The organism is Ruegeria sp. H7, from assembly GCF_056532945.1.
Genome location: NZ_JBQFNZ010000001.1, coordinates 394,590 through 412,125, shown reverse-complemented (window position 1 = coordinate 412,125; position 17,536 = coordinate 394,590). Strand labels below are relative to the sequence as shown.

The following is a 17,536-nucleotide window of genomic DNA, read 5'->3' as shown; positions in this document are numbered from 1 at the left end:
GCCGTTTTTGCCTGCGTTGGCGATTATTCTGGGCCACCGTGTCAACCTGCGGCACAACAACCTGATCGATACCGAAACCGCGCCGTTGGATGGCGAACGGCCCGAGGATTTTGACATTATCGGATGGCGCACCGCGGACGGGCAATTCAACGACCTTTCGCAGCCCCGCATGGGCGCGACGGGCACCCGGTTCGGACGCAATGTCGCGCTGAGGGACACCTATCCGCCCAGCGACGCGGATCTGATGGATCCAAGCCCCAGACTGGTCAGCGAAAAGCTTCTCAAGCGGCATGAATTTGTACCCGTTCCACATCTGAACGTGCTGGCGGCTGCCTGGATTCAGTTCATGGTGCATGACTGGCTCAGCCACGGTCCCAACGATCCGGATGCCGAGCCGTTGGACGTGCCGCTACCCGAAGGTGACGACTGGCCGGGCGGCAAGATGACCGTACGGCGCACGATGCCCGACAAACAGGTGACGGATGCTGATGCCAACCGTCCACCTACCTTCCGCAATGTCGAAACCAGTTGGTGGGATGGATCGCAAATCTATGGCTCGACCGAGGAACGTCTGCGTTACGTCCGCACCGCCAAACTGAAGGGCCGGCCCAAATCGGCCGAAATTGCTTTGGACGATGGTCTTTTACCCGTCGACAAAAAGGCCAAGCGCGAAGGTCAGGAACTGGCAGGTGTCAACGGCAACTGGTGGACCGGGCTGTCGGTGCTGCACACTCTGTTCGCGCGCGAGCATAATTCCATCGTGGCGCGGTTGCGCATTGATCATCCGGATGAAAGCGAAGACTGGCTGTTTCACAAGGCGCGGTTGGTGAACTCGGCGCTGATGGCCAAGATCCACACCGTAGAATGGACGCCCGCGCTGATGGACAGCCCCGAAGGCCGCATGGCGATGCGTGGCAACTATTGGGGCCTGATGGGCGAAACCGTGTTCAACGCGGTGGGTCGGGTCTCGGACAGCGAGGTGATGTCGGGCATTCCCGGCTCTCCGCGGGATCATCATGGCAGCCCCTATGCGATGACCGAGGAGTTCGGCTCGGTCTACCGGCTGCACTCGCTGATGCCGGACGCATATGAATTCCGCAGCCATTCCGACAACGCGCATCTGCACAGCGCCGGGCTGACCGAAGTGTCAGGTCCGGGCGCACGCAAGCTGTATGACAATCTGAGTTTCGACGACGTGCTGTATTCTCTGGCGACCGAAAATCCGGGTGCCTTGGTGCTGAACAACTTCCCCGAAACCCTGCGCCGTCTGGACAAGAAGGTTGAGGCGAATGTGTTCCTCGACCTCGCCGCCGTTGATGTCCTGCGTGACCGCGAGCGGGGCGTGCCGCGCTATGCCGATTTCCGGGCCGCCATCGGCGCGACGCGGCCTGAAACCTTTGAAGACATCACCGATGATCCCAACTGGCAGTCCACACTGCAAGAGGTCTATGGCACCGTCGAAAAGGTCGATCTGCTGGTCGGGACACTGGCCGAAGCGAAGTCGAAAAACCAGCCGCCGCGCTTTGGGTTCTCGGACACGGCGTTTCGTATCTTCATCCTCATGGCCTCACGCAGGCTGAAAAGCGATCGCTTCTATACCGATGATTTCCGACCGGAAATCTACACAGAGGCCGGGTTCCGATGGGTTGCCGAAAACGGATTTTCCGACGTGGTGCGTCGCCATTGCCCGGACCTTGCCGAAGCTCTGGTCGATGCCCGCAACCCATTCTTCCCCTGGCGGATCGCGGGGGGCTGAGGCATGGCCCGTCACATTCGCATCCCGCTGCTTGCCGATCTGATCCTGACCGATGACGCGGATGAGATCGGACAGCTTGCCGACCACGCCGCGCTGGATCGCGGGTTTCGCCCGCGGGGGCCGCTGATCAACCGGATACTGGCGCACCGCGTCAGATCGGCGTTGTCGCTTGGTGGCAATCCGCTGCCCAGCGCGATGATGCGGGACGACCCCGAAAGGCGTCGGATGTCTCAGGACATTGCCGATAAGTTCGCGCCGGGCAATTGGGATACCGACACGCTTAATCAGATGGTGGGCTATGTGAGGGGCGATCTGAGCAGGCCCGTGGGTGAGCTTGCGCAGCAGATCACGGGCCGCGTGTTTGATCCGACCTATGCGGCAAGCGCCGAAACCTGGGATGCAGCCAAAGCGATCGAGACACATCTGCAATCGTTTAACCCCCTTCGGCGCCTCATCGCCTTTCTGTCCGGCGCATTGCGGGACGCTCAAGGCGTGTTGGGTCAGGCCGCTAAGGGCGACAAGGGCGCTGTCCACGGCACCGGGATCGCGGTGCATAATCTGGCGCTCAGCCTGGAACGGTTGCAAGCGGCATGGGCCGATCAGCGGCTGCGCGCCCATCTTACCCCGGAACAGGCGGCTTTGCGCGTGATTGCCGCGCCGCGCACCGTGATGCGTGCCGGAAAGCGCCATAGCGACACAATCGGCGGGCGCGTGCGGCCAGTCACTTTGGTCGCCATGAACACGCGCAGGGCGGCGGGCGCAGGCATGGATGCCGATCTGGCCTTTCTGGGATCAAGCTGGAGCCGCTGCCCGGCCCAGCACTGGGTCATGGCGTTGCTGGCAGAGATCTGGAAACAGGCGGGAGAAACCGGATGAGCGACGATATCATCTTCACTCCGCTCAAGTTCCGCAACCTTGAGGTCAAGAACCGGGTCTTCCGGTCGAATATCTCGGGTCGCTTCGACGCCGAAAATGGGGCGCTGACGCAGACGCGGATCAACTGGGAATGCAAGTTTGCGCGGGGCGGGGTGGGGGCCGTGATCTCATCTTATGTGCCCGTGCGCATGGATGGCCGCATCATCGCCGGCTACGCCACCATTCATACGGATGAGTTCATTCCCCTGTGGCAAAAGCTGGGTGAGGCGGTCCGCGCCAACGGATCGAAATACATCCTTCAACTGTCACATTCCGGTCGCCAGATGGATTTGCCCGGCATCCACAATCAGCACCGCCCGACCCCAAGCCCCACCAACGCATACGAAACCCTGCACGGCTTCCCAACCCGCGCCATGAGCACGCATGAAGTGGGCGAAATGGTCGAAGATTTCGCCCAGGCCGCATGGCGCGCGCGTGAGGCCGGGTTGGATGGGATCGAATTGCACGCCGCCAATGGCTATCTGTTCACCCAGTTCCTGAGTTCCGCGATCAACGACCGGACCGACCATTACGGCGGCTCCCTACGCAACCGCGCGCGGTTCCTGCTTGAGGTGATCGACGCCATTCGCGCCAAGGTCGGGCGCGAATTCCATCTGCAAGTCAAACTCTCTGCCGTGGACCACAACAACGTCCTGCCGTGGGAAGGTAAGGGCAACACCCTGTCCGACACGGTGCAGGTCGCGCAATGGTGCGAGGCCGCGGGCGTGGATGCCCTGCACGTCTCGACCGGCTCGCTGTTTCCGCATCCAATGAACCCGCCGGGGGACCTGCCGCTTGAGGTTCTGGCCGTTACTTACGACGCGATGATTGCATCGGGCGTCAACGGGTTCAGAAACTACCTGTTCTTCCGCTTCCCCTTGCTGCGCCCGCTATTCCTGCGGCTTTGGTTCCGGCTGAAAAAAGGCCGCGAGGATGAAGGCATCAGCCTGGAAGAATGCCGTGCGATCAAACAGGCGGTGACCATTCCTGTGATCAACACCGGCGGCTATCAGAACGCGCGGGTTGTGCGTGATGCCATCACCTCGGGCGGCTGCGATGGGGTGTCCATCGCGCGGGCTCTGGTAGCCAATAATGATCTGGTCAAGCATTGGGCCGCAGGTGAAGATGAGCCGCCAAAACCTTGCACACGCTGCAATAAATGCCTGTGCAATGCGCCGAAACATCCGATGGGTTGTTATGAGGAGGACAGGTTCGAAAGCCGTGATGCGATGATCGAAGAACTGATGTCGATCTATGAAACCAAGCCGATCCTTCAAATCCCGACCCCTGACAGGGAGGCGGCAGAATGAGGAACCAGCCTGTCACCTTTGTTGAAGAGGCTCTGGTAAAACGCCGCCGCCGACGGTTGCCGCTGACCATTCTTGTGGGCCTGATGGCTTTGGTCGGGTTGCTTGCTTTGGTCGTCGCGCTTTGGTTGCTGTTGGCCTTGCTGCGCGGCGGGCCCGAGCATTTCAAGACTGATGAGCAGCATTTCCTGCACGGCTCTATCGGTTCGGAAACCTCCAGCGGATTGCCGTATGAGGTCTGGCAGGCGCTGCCCTATCTCTTCCCCGACGCGTTTGAGGGCAAGACGACCTACGAGGCGTTTGGGTTCCTGTATCGGGAGGATGAGAAAGGTCGCACTGACTTGCCAATTGGCATTTCCCGCCGCGATCAGTTGGGCATCACCTTGGTCTGGTTCAACTGCGCCGTCTGCCATGCCGGGACCTATCGCGAAACGGCTGAGGCCGAGGCGGTGATCGTGCCCGGAATGCCGTCGAACAACCTGCAATTTCATGCGTTTATCGAGTTACTGCTGGACGCCTCGACCAGTCCGAAACTGGCCGCCGAACCGCTGTTCGACGCCATCGAACAAAGCGGCAATGGCCTTGGACCCGTCAAGCGGCTGTTCTGGCGCATTGCAGTTGTCCCCCGCATTCGCGAGGAATTGCTGGCGACCCGCGCCGCTTTGCAGCCCCTATTGGCGCGCCAGCCGGATTGGGGCACCGGTCGCGTGGACACGTTCAACCCCTACAAGGTGCTGGAATTCGACATGAACGGGGATGCACTGACCCCGCAAGAGGTCATCGGCGCATCTGATTTTCCCTCCATCTTCCTGCAAGGCCCGCGCGAAGGCATGCGGTTGCACTGGGATGGCAACAACCCTTCGCTGGCCGAACGCAACCTGTCGGCGGCGCTTGGGGCCGGGGTGACAGCGGAAACTGCGGATCATGGCGGGATTGAGCGCGTTGCAGCATGGCTCAGCGATCTGCCGCCGCCTGCGAACCCGGTACAGGTGGATGCCGAGGCCGCCGAACGGGGGGCCAACCTGTACGCGACCTTCTGTCTGGAGTGCCACGGGCGTTGGACCGGGACAGAGTACGAGTTCTCGGGCGACAAGTTGGGAACCGTTCAGCCAATCGCGTCCATTGGGACGGATCGCGCGCGGCTGGATAGCTACACAAACGAGTTCCAGCAGCGGCAGGTGACTGAACTGTTTGCGGACACGCCTTACGCGTTCCGGCAGTTCCGCAAAACCGACGGCTACGCAAATATGCCGCTGGATGGGCTTTGGGTGCGCGGCCCGTATCTGCATAACGGATCGGTGCCGACGCTGGCGGATTTACTTAACGCCCCGGAAGATCGCCCCAAAAAATTCCAGCGCAATTCGGATGTGATCGACCCGGTGAACGGCGGGTTCCTGTCACCCCCGTGCGAGGATGAAGGTGTCTATTGCTTCGATACATCCCAGCCGGGCAATTCCAACGCAGGCCACGTTTACGGCACGCATCTAAGCCCGACCCAAAAAGCCGATTTACTTGAATACCTTAAAACCTTCTGAACAAGGAGATGAGTAACATGACCGATACGTTATCCATCGGCTGGACCCGCGCCCAGGCCGACAACCGGATCAAATCTCATCGCCGTCTGTTCGGATTTGTGCTGGCGCTTCAAATCGTCATCGGCGGGCTTTTCCTGTTTTGCCCGGCGTTTTCGCTGGGTGTTGTGGGCCTGCCCGCTGGGGCCGAGAACCCCTGGCCCTCGGTCTGGGGGGCGACGCTGATCTTTGTGACCGTCATGCAAATCCCCGGCGCGCTTGATCCGGTGCGTCAGCGTTATCCCAATGTCATTGCCGTGCTGGGGCGGGCGCTGATGGTGGCAACCTTCGTTGCGCATGGGGGGCCGTTCCTATGGTTCGCTGCCTTCGACGCCGTGTTTGGCGTGCTTATTTTCCTTAGTTTTCGCCGACTGGTGATTTCCGAACTGATGACCAGACCGTGACCGTTTTCTGTCTCTGAGGTGGGCGATTGGGTAAATCTTATGTTTGCTTGGTTTCATACCCTGACACCTGCCGGTCAGGCGACGGTCGTGTCTGCCCTGGTCAGCGCACTGGTCGCTGTTTTTGTCGCCTTTCTAAGCCCATTCAGCGCGCGTCGGTTGGAAAAACTCAAGGCGATGCTGGCCAAGGACGCGGCGCTTAATGACGCGCGAACCTCATATGAATTCGAAGCACGCAAGAGACTGTATGCTGAGATCGAGCCGCTGTTCTTCCAACTGTTTGAGGCCGCAGAAGGCGGGTATTACCGCGTCGCCAGCTTGGTACGCACGCAGCGGCAGGGCCATCTGGGCGAAGCAGACGGACGTTGGCTGGCAACCGAGGGTTATTACCTTCGTTCAACCATCTACCAACTCTTCCTGCCGCTTGCGATATTCAGACTGATTCAAAGGTCCGCGACCTTCGTCGATATCGAACTGGATCAGAATATCCGCGCCCGATATTTCCTGTTGAAGCTGTCCTATTATGCGTTCACCGACGACTTTGAGCTTGCCGGGCTTGAACCATCTTTGGCGTACTCTCCCAACGTTCCGGACTGGAAGGAAAAAACCCTTGAAAACCCAGCGCAATACCGGCGGCAAGGGTTGGTTATCGGGCATCTGGATCGCTTGATAGACGCCATGATCGTTGGTGATGATCAGTCGCAACGAACAGTTGATTATGGTGAGTTTGAAGAGCTTTGTCGTAACGATCAGGAGCTCAAGAAAGTGATGGCTGAGCCTGCACGACTGTTCCTTGGATTTGGTTTCACCAACCGACCTGTTCTGGCCCGGGCCTTGCTGGCGCATGCCTATACCATGCGGTTGCTGCTCTACACCTATTCTCGCGCGTCGGATTGCGGTGATCTTGCCGCTGTGTTGCAGACCTTTTGTACTTCGGATGAAGCGTCCGAAGACCTGGACTGGGGCGAAGGCTTTGGACAGGTTTCCTCTTCTGTCGCAGGTTATGTGAAAGAGCGTTTGTCCTGGAGCGGGGCGGACGAGTACGACATCGGCTGATCGCCTGAACCCGAAGGCCGGCTTGCGTGTCACCGTTCATCCTCTGTCGGATCGCATGAGCCCAGACGGCTGAACCTCAGGGGCTTGGGTCGAACCGATTGAAGGCGCGGGCGGCCAGATAGGCCGAACGGCGCATCACCTGATCCAGCGTCACAGTGGTTTCCCCCGAGCGGGGCGAAATCTCTGCAACGTCAAAGGGCCGATTTGCAGGATCAAGTACGGCGATAAGGGCAACCCTGTCCTGTGCTGCCTCGCCAGCGGCGCGCGTTAGATCGACCGTGTCGAAATGGGCTATACCGGTTTTGCGGCTGAACAGTGGGTCTTCGGGGTTCGCCCTGCGCAGGAAGCGAAGGTGAAGACCGGGATCTGGTATCGCAAAATCGCGCTGGGCGTTCGTTCCGGTCACGCCCGCAGAAATTGCGTTGCGTAGATTGTCGCTGACCTCAATGTCGTCAAGCCCAAGGCCGCGCGCGAAACTCAGGTAGAACAAGTTTATCTGAATATCTGCTGCGGGTAAGGGGGTTACGTGCCGATGATGGACCTGCACAAAAGCGCTGAAGCCATTTGATGCGGTTGCCAGGTTAAGGCTGCGCGCGGCTGCGAAATTGACTTCGTTTGCGTTCAGAAGCACCTCGATCGGCGGGGTGTCGACGAACAGAATATCCGGGCTGTTGTGCGTGACCAGTGGGCGGTTGCTGGGATTGGACGGGTCCGTTCGCGGGGCCCAGGCCGGGTCTGGCAGATCGCCGCGCCCGGTGTCGAACTCAAAGGTCCGGATATAGCTGCGCCCGACCGAGTGCGGGGTGTCTGACACGTCGCGCTCCCAAACGCCCAAAGACACAAGCGCGGCGCGCAGATACCGCCGGTCGCCGGACCGGAACAGAGACAGGTCTTCGACCAGCGTCTGGGGCAAGCCGTCCATGATAGGCCGCCAGGTCCAGCTCGGATGCGCCCCGGACTGGTCGATCTGTCCTTCGAAAACACCAACCCGCGTGCCGACCCAGACCACATCCGGGTTGTCTGGGTCCACAAGCACCGCATGGGCCGAGGCAGGGGTGCCGCTGGTGCCGGTTGCCACGTCCGGCTCGGTTAAATGCAGCCCGGTTGGATACCATCGCCCGTCGCCGTTATACCACCACAGCGTATCGAAGTTCGGATCCGTGATCAGTTCGCCATCCCCGTCGCGGCGCGTCCGACCCGAGGTTGTGACATACAGCGTTGTATCTGTGTGTCTTGCGATGGCAGTCCATGAGGTTCCGGAAAAGTAGGGAAGGTAGTCCAGAAACGGATCAGGCTCATCGCCTTCGGCCTTTTTGTTGCTGGGCCGGTTGCCGCTGATGATGGCGGCCCTGCGTCCGGTCCAGCTGGGGTTGTTTCCCTCGAACGTGAATATCCGAACCGTGCGTTCGCACAGCACCGCGATGCTGGTGCCTTCAAAATCGGGCGGTTCGCCCTCGACCAGTGCATCCAATGCGACGACCTTGTCGCTTAGGGTTTCAAAACGGAGCTGGTCGCGAAAGACGCGGTTCCGCGAATCTCGACCTGGCTCGGTGGTGCTGCGGGCCGAATGGGGATCGGTGGCAGATGGAAGTGTCACCCAACTCATCCAATCCGTTCTCAGGCGATGCCCGTACCAGTCGTTGGTCATCCATATCCGGTCGGTCCCTATGAACACCCGTGCTGTGTCGTCTGTTTCCCCCGGCAGGACCAGCGGGTTGGAGTAGAAACTGGCCCGGCCGTTTTCTGCCTTTTCGGAATCCCATTTTCGATTCCATGCATGCCGGACAGCGGGTCCGCGTGGCTGGCGGGCGGGGATGAAATCCCAGTCTGCGTTGAAGGTCTGCTTGACCACCATATGCGGTCGCGTTGGGTGATAGGCGCATCCACCCCCGTCGCTGCCATAAATCTGGTCCCAGAAACTGCCGCCAATGCGTTCGATAAACCCATTGTCTTGCAAACCCGCAATCAGGTGGCCGTCAAGCGTTGGGTGGGATTGTACGTAGCCCGGTTCCAACGTCGGCAGACCGACATTGCGCGACGTCCCCGAGCCGCCCGCCGTGAGTGGCCGGGTAAAGACACCGCCATCGCACGAGACCCAAAGCGTGTTATTCGCCGGACGCAGGGCGTGAACATCTGCGTGGATACCGCGGCCGGCAAAGGTCGGGTCGGTATCGGCTGTCGTCTGGTTGGCGGCGGTGAACCCGGCGGACAGATCGTTTGCCGCAGCGGTGCCCGTGATTGGCAGACGGAAAATCAGCGCGTTGCTATTCATTCCCTGACCGCCGATGAAGACGACATCGTCGCCCGAACCATTGTCCACAACCGTGATGCACTGGTCATAATGTGATTGGTCACTTTCGATCACATAATCGGTCCCGTCCTGAGTGACCGAGGACGTATAGACACCCACGGGCCAGTCATCGATCGACACCGCTGCGACGGGCGTTCCGGACACTCCGGCAGGGGTGTGTGACAGATCGATCAGCCACCCCTGGCCAAGGCCTCTCTTGTCCGCCACGTTGGATTCTTTCAGCCCGGCAACGTAAATTCGCCTTGCTTCATTAGGGGAGGCCGCAAGGCTAAGGCGTGTGCCGGTATCATGGTCCGGCAGCGCGATGCGTTGGAACGTGCCGGTCGGCCCTCCGGTCGAAAGCCAGATGCCATCCAGATCCTCGTCCGCCCCCATCAGCGCGACAAACAGGCCCTGATCGGTCCAAAGCAGATCGGTACAGGCCCCATCGTCATCTTCGGTGAACTCACCATCCGTGAAGTCGACAAATGTCCAGCTTTGGTCTTCGACAAAACGGCCTTGGCGCATGAACAGACCACGGGACGTTGCGGCCAGAAGGGTCGCCTCATTTGCCGGGTCAGGGGCGAGAGGGGTTCCGGGGTCACGGGCCAGACGGTAGATTCCTGCGCCGATTAGTTCTTCACCACCTTCGCGCTGCCACGGGTTGACCCCGACCAGCGAAATCGCCTGCTCGACCGTTCCATTCAGGCGAAGTACCCCGATCCCTGCATGTTTGCCCCCGGGACCGAGTGAGAAATATGGTTTAAGCTCGCCGGTTCCCACATAGACCGCGTCCAAGGCGGGGTCGTCGGCACCTCCGCCGTCTTCTCCCCACTCGACCAGCAATGCGCCGACAGTCAGTACAAGATCGTCCCGGCTTGTGGCCGCGGCCAGGGCCCAACTGCCCAGCGGTGCCCAGCTTTCCCCGGCATCGTCGGTGTACCAGACACCGCCGTTGGCCGCCCCGGCATAGGCACGCTGGCCGTTTGGATGCACCTGAATATCGCGAATGCGCCCTGCAACCACTGGGTCGCCGTCCGCCTGACCGTTGCGCAGAATGAAGGGGCCCAGCGGCATCCATTGGCGTTCTTCGTCAAAGGCCCCCTCGATCACTTCGCCCAAGGCCGCAAGATTACCCAGATTCCCTCCGATAGCCGTTCCATTGGCGCGAGCTGCGTTGGCCTCGGCCCGACCAGCAAGGGATTCGGGCGGTTTCCTCAGATCGCGTGGCCAGTCATAGCGTGCCATCAGGTGCCTCCTTCCTCGCTGTTGTCGCTGGCCCCGATCCGTATCCAGCCTTCTTCAACCGAAACCGGGCCGTCCGGCAGGATGGCAGCCTGCGTTGCCGCCAGAATAGGATCGTCGCGCCAGGTGATTGGGCTGTTGCGGCGGGTCCACCGCTGGTCTTTGCCAAAGGCCGCGATCTTCGGCAGGCGCACCTTGTCGGGATCGATCAGAACCGGACCGATCCGCGCTGACGGGGCAATCTTTTCCAACCCCGGAGCCACCCAATCGCGCAGCAATTCCAAAGACTTTCTCGGCAAAATCCCGGATGTCGCATGCACCCGCGCGGCGGGGTTCATCAACAACGTCAACTGCACCTTCTGCCCCGAATGGGTGAAGATACGCCCGCCGGGTTCGATGTAGGGTGAGGTCAGCGGCGACGGTTCCGCCAACGTGGCCGAGCCCAGAATGGCGCGGAACCCAAACCCCAACCCGGCAGCGGGCGCAGCCTTGCTGACGGACTTTTCGATCAGGCGGAAGCGGCGGAAATCGTCGCCGACGAAATAGCCGTAAAGCCCGTCATAGCCCTTGGCGACCTCACCCAGCGCAATCTCGAAGGCGCGCGCTTTGATCGCTTCGAATACGCCTTCGTTGTCAAGCAGTTGGGACAATCCTTCGGCTGTTTCGCCAAAGGCATCAATCTGCGAAAGGTCGGTTGGGATATCCAGCCACAGCGTCGCCCGCACCACGGCGACCGGGCGTCCGACCAGCCCGGCAATCGTGGCTCCGGCCTGTACCTGCGCCTCGTCCACACCCCACATCGTTGTATCAACCGCGCGCAGGAAGGCCGACAGCGCGCTTTCGTCTTCTGCGGTCTCAGGATCCTGCGTGCGCAGCGCGTCCGCGTCGATCATCCCGCGCGCGATCCGGCCCAGCACCTGCGCCGCCGGGGGCAGGCCTACTTCGGGGTCGTTAACAGCCGGTCCGGGACGGCCAACCGCGCCTTCCCAGACCAGACCACCGGCGACCGGGTCCTGCAGAACCTCGCCCAGCGGGTTGCCTTGCGCATCGAACATCTCAAGCGACTCGTCGATGAAATCCGGCAGGATATATCCCGCGATGGGGCTGATGCCCTGCGACGGGTTCGCCTGGTTCAGACGGGCTTCGGCGGGTTCCTCCGATGTGTCTGCCGGATCGACAAAGCGGAACATCAGCCTACCGGGCAGCGATAGGCGTGGCGGCAATTCAAGGGCCGGGCGATCTTCGGAATCCGTGCTGGACAGTGCATGCGGGCGCACCAACCGCTGTGTGTTGAGGTCGCGGAACCGCCCGAAACAATCGACGATCCGCGCCCGGACAAGGCTCAGGCGGCCACTTGCGATCAGACGGGGAAGCCCGACCGCCCGAATGTTATCGGCGACTGCTTCGGGCACGTCACGCTCTTGCCCGTCGGGCTGGGGTTCGAGGCCCAGCCACAGGTCACCGACCTGATCCAGCGTGACCGACCCCAGATCCGCAAGGTCCAGATAGGTCTTGAGTTGCGCAAGGCGCGCCTCATGCGCCTCGGAGATCTCGCCAACCTCATCCTCGTCGCGCTGGTTTTCGGCGTCCAGATAGTCGGCAATCAGGCTCGTCCACGCATCGTGCAGACCATCGGTAATGGGCGAACGGCCGAGGATGTTAAGGGATTGCCCGCCAACGTCCGATGCCCCTTCGAATTCAATCCGGCCCAGTTTCCAGCCGTCAAAATCCTGGCCGGTTTCCAGACGCGCCTCCCATTCCAGCCAAACCGGCACCCAGGGTTGGGACCACATGGTTATTCCGACCGGGCTGGGCTCGCGCCCCTCGGCAAGCGAGAACCTGAGCAACTCGTCGCTCAGCGTCGCTCGTGCCATCGGTGTGGTACTCGCGGCCAGTGGCGGCGTGCCGTCATAGCTGCCGTCGGGTGAGAACCGCAGCGCCATTTCCGCGCGCACGCGGGTTTGCACCGCCGGGGCCTCTGCCGGTTCCGAGGTTTGCTCGATGGCTTGCAGCATCCAGGCCAGCATGTAGATGTCGAACAGGAAGCTGTGTTCCAATATCCGGCGGGTCTGGCCCGGCAAGTTGGACAGGTTGGGCAGCGCGGGTACATAATCGCGCGCTTCAAAGCGGCGACCGAAGGCGATTGGCAACTCACGCGCCCAATGGCAGCGCAAACGTCTGTCTTCGGTGAAACGCCAGTCGTCAAACCGGTTCGAGCGTCCAAAGTCGCGCAACCCAACGACCGGAGGCACCGCGCGATGATAGCGGGGCGCTGGGCGGCGAATGCGCCGGACGGTCGGGCCTTCGTCGTCGGGCTGGGTGCGGAACCGTTTGTCGGTTTCCAGCTTTGCCGTGCGGCGCAACTCGTTCAGATCGGCCTTTTTGGACCCGGATTTGGTGCCAAGCCACATTACGTCGGCCTTTGGCGGCGGCTTTGAGGCAAGCGTGGCGATCTTTGTGCGAACGGGCCGCCCGGCCTTGATGTCGGTCTGCCGCCGCTCGACAATCACGTCCTCATAGACTTCGCGGCCACGGAAGGATTCGAACCCGTCGCCATGTTCGGCTTCGTCCAGCGCGATGATGCCGTCTTGTTCGCCCAAGCGGCGAATGGCCCCATTTGCGACGGCGGTCAGCAGGCTTTCGGTGTATTCCCGTTCCTCGCCGTCGGTCAGGCCGAAGCTGTCGGCCACTTGCGCGGCGATCAATCGTTCAAGAGTAGGCCCAAGCGCAATTCCAATGGCAGGCGGGCGGGGGGCCAAATCGCGCCCGACCGGCCCGGTGATCCGAACCCCCATGACCCGTCCATGCAGAACGGTATCGTAGTGCATGGTCACCAGCGACATTGCCACCGCGTCGAAGACAAGCGGTTCGTACCCGCTGGCCAATGCGGCCTGCGCGCTGGACAGCGACAATGCAGTGCGCGTATCGGTGACCCGCAGGCCACGGGCCGAGACGGCCTCGACCGGTGTGTCGAAGCTGTCCGTCACCGTAGATGAGAATGCGCGGAACTGGGTCTGCGCAAAGCCCGCCAAACCGGATTGAACCGGTTGTGAGATTGCACCTTCATACGGGGCTGGGGACGCGGTCCACCCAAGCTCGTCCAGCGTGCGCGAGACGGCAAATGGCCAGAAGCTTTTCGCCAGCGGGTCCGAGGCCCGTTCGGACCACCAGCCAATGATCACATATGAGGCAAGGCGCGTGGTGATCTGATTTGGGTTCAGGTCCGTCAGCGGGTCGTGGAACCCGAACCGATTGCGGGTCGAGTCATACCCCGCCGTCCAGCTTGGTGAGCCGCCCACGACGCCGTCCAACTCGCCCGGTTCCAACTGATCGCCGTCGCCTGCGCTGTCGCCATCGGGGTAATCTTCCAGATCATAGACCCGGCCCGTCTCTGATGCGACGACCCAGGCGCGCAGATCAACGGTGCGTGTGTTTTCGGGGCCGGTCATCCGCACCACCAGCCAACGGTTCGGCAGTGGACGCAGGGAAAGCGGGCTATCCTCGTCGTCCTCAAGATCACCGCGCAACAACCCATCGGGCAGCGCCCAGTGAATGTGTATGCCGGGGTCCCGGGGTTGCGGATCCGAGAAGGGCGGGGCGGGTTCATCCGTATCGCTGGCCGGTCCGCCAAGCTCCATCGGAAGCCTTACATAGTCTTCATCATGATTGACCGGCACGTAAAGCGCGCGGACATCCACCGGAACGACCAGTGCAGGCGGCGGCGGTGGCGGCGTTGCGAACCGGTCGAGGCGGGACACCGCCGTGTCGCCCAGTTCAACGGCCATCGACCAGCCCGGACGGGCGAGGATGGCTTGCATCAGCTGCGGATCAATCGGGTTGGCCATGGCTCAGCTCTCGTCCAGGCGGTGGCGAAGGATTTCGGCGTAATCGGGCGTGACGGCCAGGTTCGGCGTAAAGGCCGCATCCTGAATGACAACGGTCGTGGTGGTCTGCGCAAAGACCTGACGGTAGGGGAAGCGGATCATCTGCATCGCAAACTCGGCCCCGTCGATTTCCGTGCCGGGATTGGGGTCTGTCATACCGGTGCCCTCGGCATCGGCAAAAGCGCGGGCGGTGTTCGACAGATCAAGCACCCCGGCGGACCCGGGACGGAAGCGGACCGGGATTTGGGCCGCCAGTGCCGACAGGGCGGTGGGGTCATCGTCATCCGGTTCAACCGCAACGCCGTCATCATCCACATATCCGGCGGTCCGCACGTCCCGCGCGGGCACAAAGGCCCGCCAACGCCCGCCGGATTGTTCATCCAGCCGGACGCCAAACTGAAGACCCTGCCGGGGTTCTTCGATATGAATGACATTGGGAATGCCATCGAACAGCGCCAGCAGCACGGACGGGGCCAGCCGTTCGAGCCGCAGCAGCTTGATCCGGTCTGGATGCGACTCCGGCACGATGTCTTCATCGTTGTCCACCGGTTCCGCGTCATAGGCGCGGATGTGCATCCCCGGCCAGCCCGCCACGGCGGCCGAGCGCATCAGGAACCCGGTCACGATCCCGGCGGAGCCGGTCAGGTTCGGCTCGGACCCGGGTGAGCGGACACGGCGTTCCGCCTCGTCTATTTCTTCCTCGATCTGCGGATACAGCCGTTCCAATTGCGCACGTTCCAGCGAATTCGCGGTACCGACGCTCAGCGCTCCCTGCACCAGCGCGTCCGTCCAGGCCCTGTCGAGATAGAAGAACCGTATCGACTCGACCGGCAGAAGATCGGAATCCGGCACCAGAGTGTTAAAGGGCACGCCTTCCAGCATGCGCAGCCGCGCCAGAAAGGTCAGCACACTGTCCGTCGCCACGGTTTCTCCATCAGGGGCCGCAAGGAACAGGTCGAGGTTCAGGGCCGCGTGCAGTTGTTCATACCCAAGCTTGTCTGACAGCTTCATCTGCGGGTCCTTTCGATACGGTCGGCGAGAAAATCGCCAAGATTGTCAAAGTCCTGCACCTGATCCAGGTCGCCTGCCTCAAGCGCGTCGGGACCAACGGCAAATCGGGCAAGCTGTCGCACGCCGGAATCCAGCGTATCGACAAGCCGCGCCGCGATCTCTGCATCCGGCTGAACGGTGGCCCCTGCAACCGTTGGCGATTGCTCCATAAGTTGGGCCAGCGCGCCCTCGTCATCGGGTTGCCGTAGCAAGGCACCGACAATGGCCCGGTCCAGCTGCAGACCTTCGGCCAGAATGCGGGTGGGGTCGTCGTCCAACTCGGGGACAGGGTTGCCGATATCCACCCGCGGGCGCAGGGCGGCGACGCTGGATTCGGGGTTGATGCTGACGGTTTGGATCAGGCTGGCCTCAAGCTCTCGGGCAAAGCGGGCTTTCAACAGCGTGTCAAACACGTTTGGATTTGGCACCGCGACCGCGGCAAGCCCAAGCTGATCATTGATCGCGAAATCGATCCCGGCCTTGGCCCGTGCCGCACCAAACCGTTCCGCCCGCCACCGTTTGAGCGCGGCGATGAACGACGGCTGCGACAGGGCAAGAAGACGCCCCGTTTCAAAGGCCACGGCAAGCGAGACATCCTCTTCACCCCCCGGGGTCATCGTCCGCAGATGGTCGCTGACATGTGCCAATGTTCGACCCGACGTACCGGGCAAATCGCGTTGCAGCCGAACGGGTGAGAACGGCCCCCGGTACCACGCGCTTTCACCATCGCCGACGCGGGTTCTGTAGGGCAGGGACAGATGCCCGCTTTCCGCCACCTCCAGCGGCAAACGGGATGCCGGGGCGGGGCCAGAGCTGTCGCCGCCTGTGTCCGGCGTACAATCGGCCAGCGGGCGGGCGAACCCGCTGCCGGTGCGGCGACCCAGCAACCCCACATCGAGGTTTTTCATCAACTGTTCGAAACTGCCCGCACCGCTGCAGGTGAATCGCCACGAGGTCAAAACCGGGAAGCGCAAGATCTGGTCCTGAAACACCTTGTCGACGGGGATTGAAAACCCGTCAAACACGCCTTGCAGTTTGAAGGTTGTGCTTTGGTTGGAGGACAGGGTTGCGAAGTCTCCGTCCAGTAAAGCCGCGCCGGAGATCGGCCCAAGATTGGCCAGGCCACCATTGGTTGTCCCCGCCCGGTCGATCATGGCTCCGTCATGAAACACCACCTCACCCCGACGGATGGCTTCGGCCATCGCGTTGCCGTCCGTGGTGTCGAGATCCCTGATCTCACCATCGATCTGTGGCGTAATCGCCGCCCCGGTCTCGATGGCGTTGTTGACCACGGCAAGTTCGTCGCTGAACACCAGATCGGAGATATCGAAAAACGGTCTGGGCGGCAGCGGGGCGGGCAGGGCACCCAGTTGCCCCTCAAGGTTCACCAGACAGGCGGTATAGGCCTTGGGTCGGCAGTTCACCCGATCGAACTGCGGTATCCTGTTGGCAATGACCACCGCAAGGAAGCCGTCATCATCGCCCATCGCGGCCTCGGTGTCGTCGATATTCACCTCTCGGACATGGGTCAGCAGCGGCAGATCTTCGACGGTTGGGAACACGCGCCTGACCACCGATGCGGCAACCGAAAGCCGGGTGGCGGTCGGCACATCCTTGTCACCGGGCAGATCGACCCCTTCGGTCACGCAATCCTGCCATGGAATGTCATGCTCGATCTGGCCTTCGCCCTCGGCGATGATGACAAGGGCGAGCCATGGCGTGCGCTCAGTCACCTCCTGATCGCCGAACATGGTGCCATCCTGTGCCGCCTTTCGATCCCATGGCAGGGTTTTCTTTTTCAGAACGATCTGCGGCAGGCGGGATTCATAGGCGCCTTCGGAATTCGCGGGCGGAAACGTCATAAGCGCCTGATCCGGCGGCAGTTTCAGCCGCGGCGCAGTGACGTTGATATGGGTCTCCAACGGGCGTACCCCAAGGTTCGAGGCCGAATCGCCGTCTTCCGTCGCCGCAATATCCAGATCGCCGCGCAGCCTATACCGTCCCGCTTCAAGGGCGGGAACGATGCTGTCGTAGAGGAAGAAACGACCACGTGCGACCATT

The 17,536-nt window shown here is 61.7% G+C and carries 10 protein-coding genes; 6 read left to right on the top strand and 4 right to left on the bottom strand.

What is annotated here, in order from left to right; translation table 11 throughout:
* Window positions 1-16: 16 nt before the first annotated feature.
* From ACR0AC_RS01900 to ACR0AC_RS01875, 6 genes are read left to right on the top strand one after another with little or no spacing between them, the layout of a single operon-like run.
* Window positions 17-1,756, top strand: coding sequence for a peroxidase family protein (locus tag ACR0AC_RS01900; protein WP_480625774.1), 1,740 nt, complete (start codon window positions 17-19; stop codon window positions 1,754-1,756).
* A 3-nt stretch (window positions 1,757-1,759) separates the two neighbouring features.
* Window positions 1,760-2,632 (top strand): hypothetical protein, encoded by an 873-nt coding sequence (locus tag ACR0AC_RS01895; RefSeq protein ID WP_480625775.1) that lies wholly within the window; start codon window positions 1,760-1,762, stop codon window positions 2,630-2,632.
* A complete protein-coding gene (locus ACR0AC_RS01890; RefSeq protein ID WP_170734422.1) occupies window positions 2,629-3,981 on the top strand; it encodes an NADH:flavin oxidoreductase in 1,353 nt (450 codons plus the stop codon). Before ACR0AC_RS01895 ends, ACR0AC_RS01890 begins: the two co-directional genes overlap by 4 nt.
* On the top strand, window positions 3,978-5,513 hold the full coding sequence (locus tag ACR0AC_RS01885; RefSeq protein ID WP_480871734.1) for a c-type cytochrome: 1,536 nt from the start codon (window positions 3,978-3,980) through the stop codon (window positions 5,511-5,513). The genes ACR0AC_RS01890 and ACR0AC_RS01885 overlap by 4 nt, the downstream gene beginning before the upstream one ends.
* Window positions 5,514-5,530: 17 nt before the next feature.
* A complete protein-coding gene (locus tag ACR0AC_RS01880; protein WP_480871733.1) occupies window positions 5,531-5,953 on the top strand; it encodes a hypothetical protein in 423 nt (140 codons plus the stop codon).
* Window positions 5,954-5,992: 39 nt separating this feature from the next.
* Complete coding sequence (locus ACR0AC_RS01875; RefSeq protein ID WP_170451777.1) at window positions 5,993-7,006, top strand: hypothetical protein; 1,014 nt, start codon at window positions 5,993-5,995, stop codon at window positions 7,004-7,006.
* A 76-nt stretch (window positions 7,007-7,082) separates the two neighbouring features.
* Here ACR0AC_RS01875 and ACR0AC_RS01870 read toward each other — a convergent pair whose 3' ends face one another.
* The 4 genes from ACR0AC_RS01870 to ACR0AC_RS01855 are packed head-to-tail and all read right to left on the bottom strand — an operon-like array spanning window position 7,083 to window position 17,535.
* Window positions 7,083-10,544, bottom strand: coding sequence for a hypothetical protein (locus tag ACR0AC_RS01870; RefSeq protein ID WP_480780361.1), 3,462 nt, complete (start codon window positions 10,542-10,544; stop codon window positions 7,083-7,085).
* Window positions 10,544-14,386, bottom strand: coding sequence for a hypothetical protein (locus ACR0AC_RS01865; RefSeq protein WP_480871732.1), 3,843 nt, complete (start codon window positions 14,384-14,386; stop codon window positions 10,544-10,546). The genes ACR0AC_RS01870 and ACR0AC_RS01865 overlap by 1 nt, the downstream gene beginning before the upstream one ends.
* Window positions 14,387-14,389: 3 nt before the next feature.
* Window positions 14,390-15,436 carry a hypothetical protein gene (locus ACR0AC_RS01860; protein ID WP_170517500.1) on the bottom strand — a complete coding sequence of 349 codons (1,047 nt, stop codon included), beginning with the start codon at window positions 15,434-15,436 and terminating at the stop codon, window positions 14,390-14,392.
* Window positions 15,433-17,535: a hypothetical protein gene (locus ACR0AC_RS01855; protein WP_480871731.1), complete on the bottom strand. Its 2,103-nt coding sequence runs from the start codon at window positions 17,533-17,535 to the stop codon at window positions 15,433-15,435. The genes ACR0AC_RS01860 and ACR0AC_RS01855 overlap by 4 nt, the downstream gene beginning before the upstream one ends.
* Between the last annotated feature and the right edge of the window lies 1 nt (window position 17,536).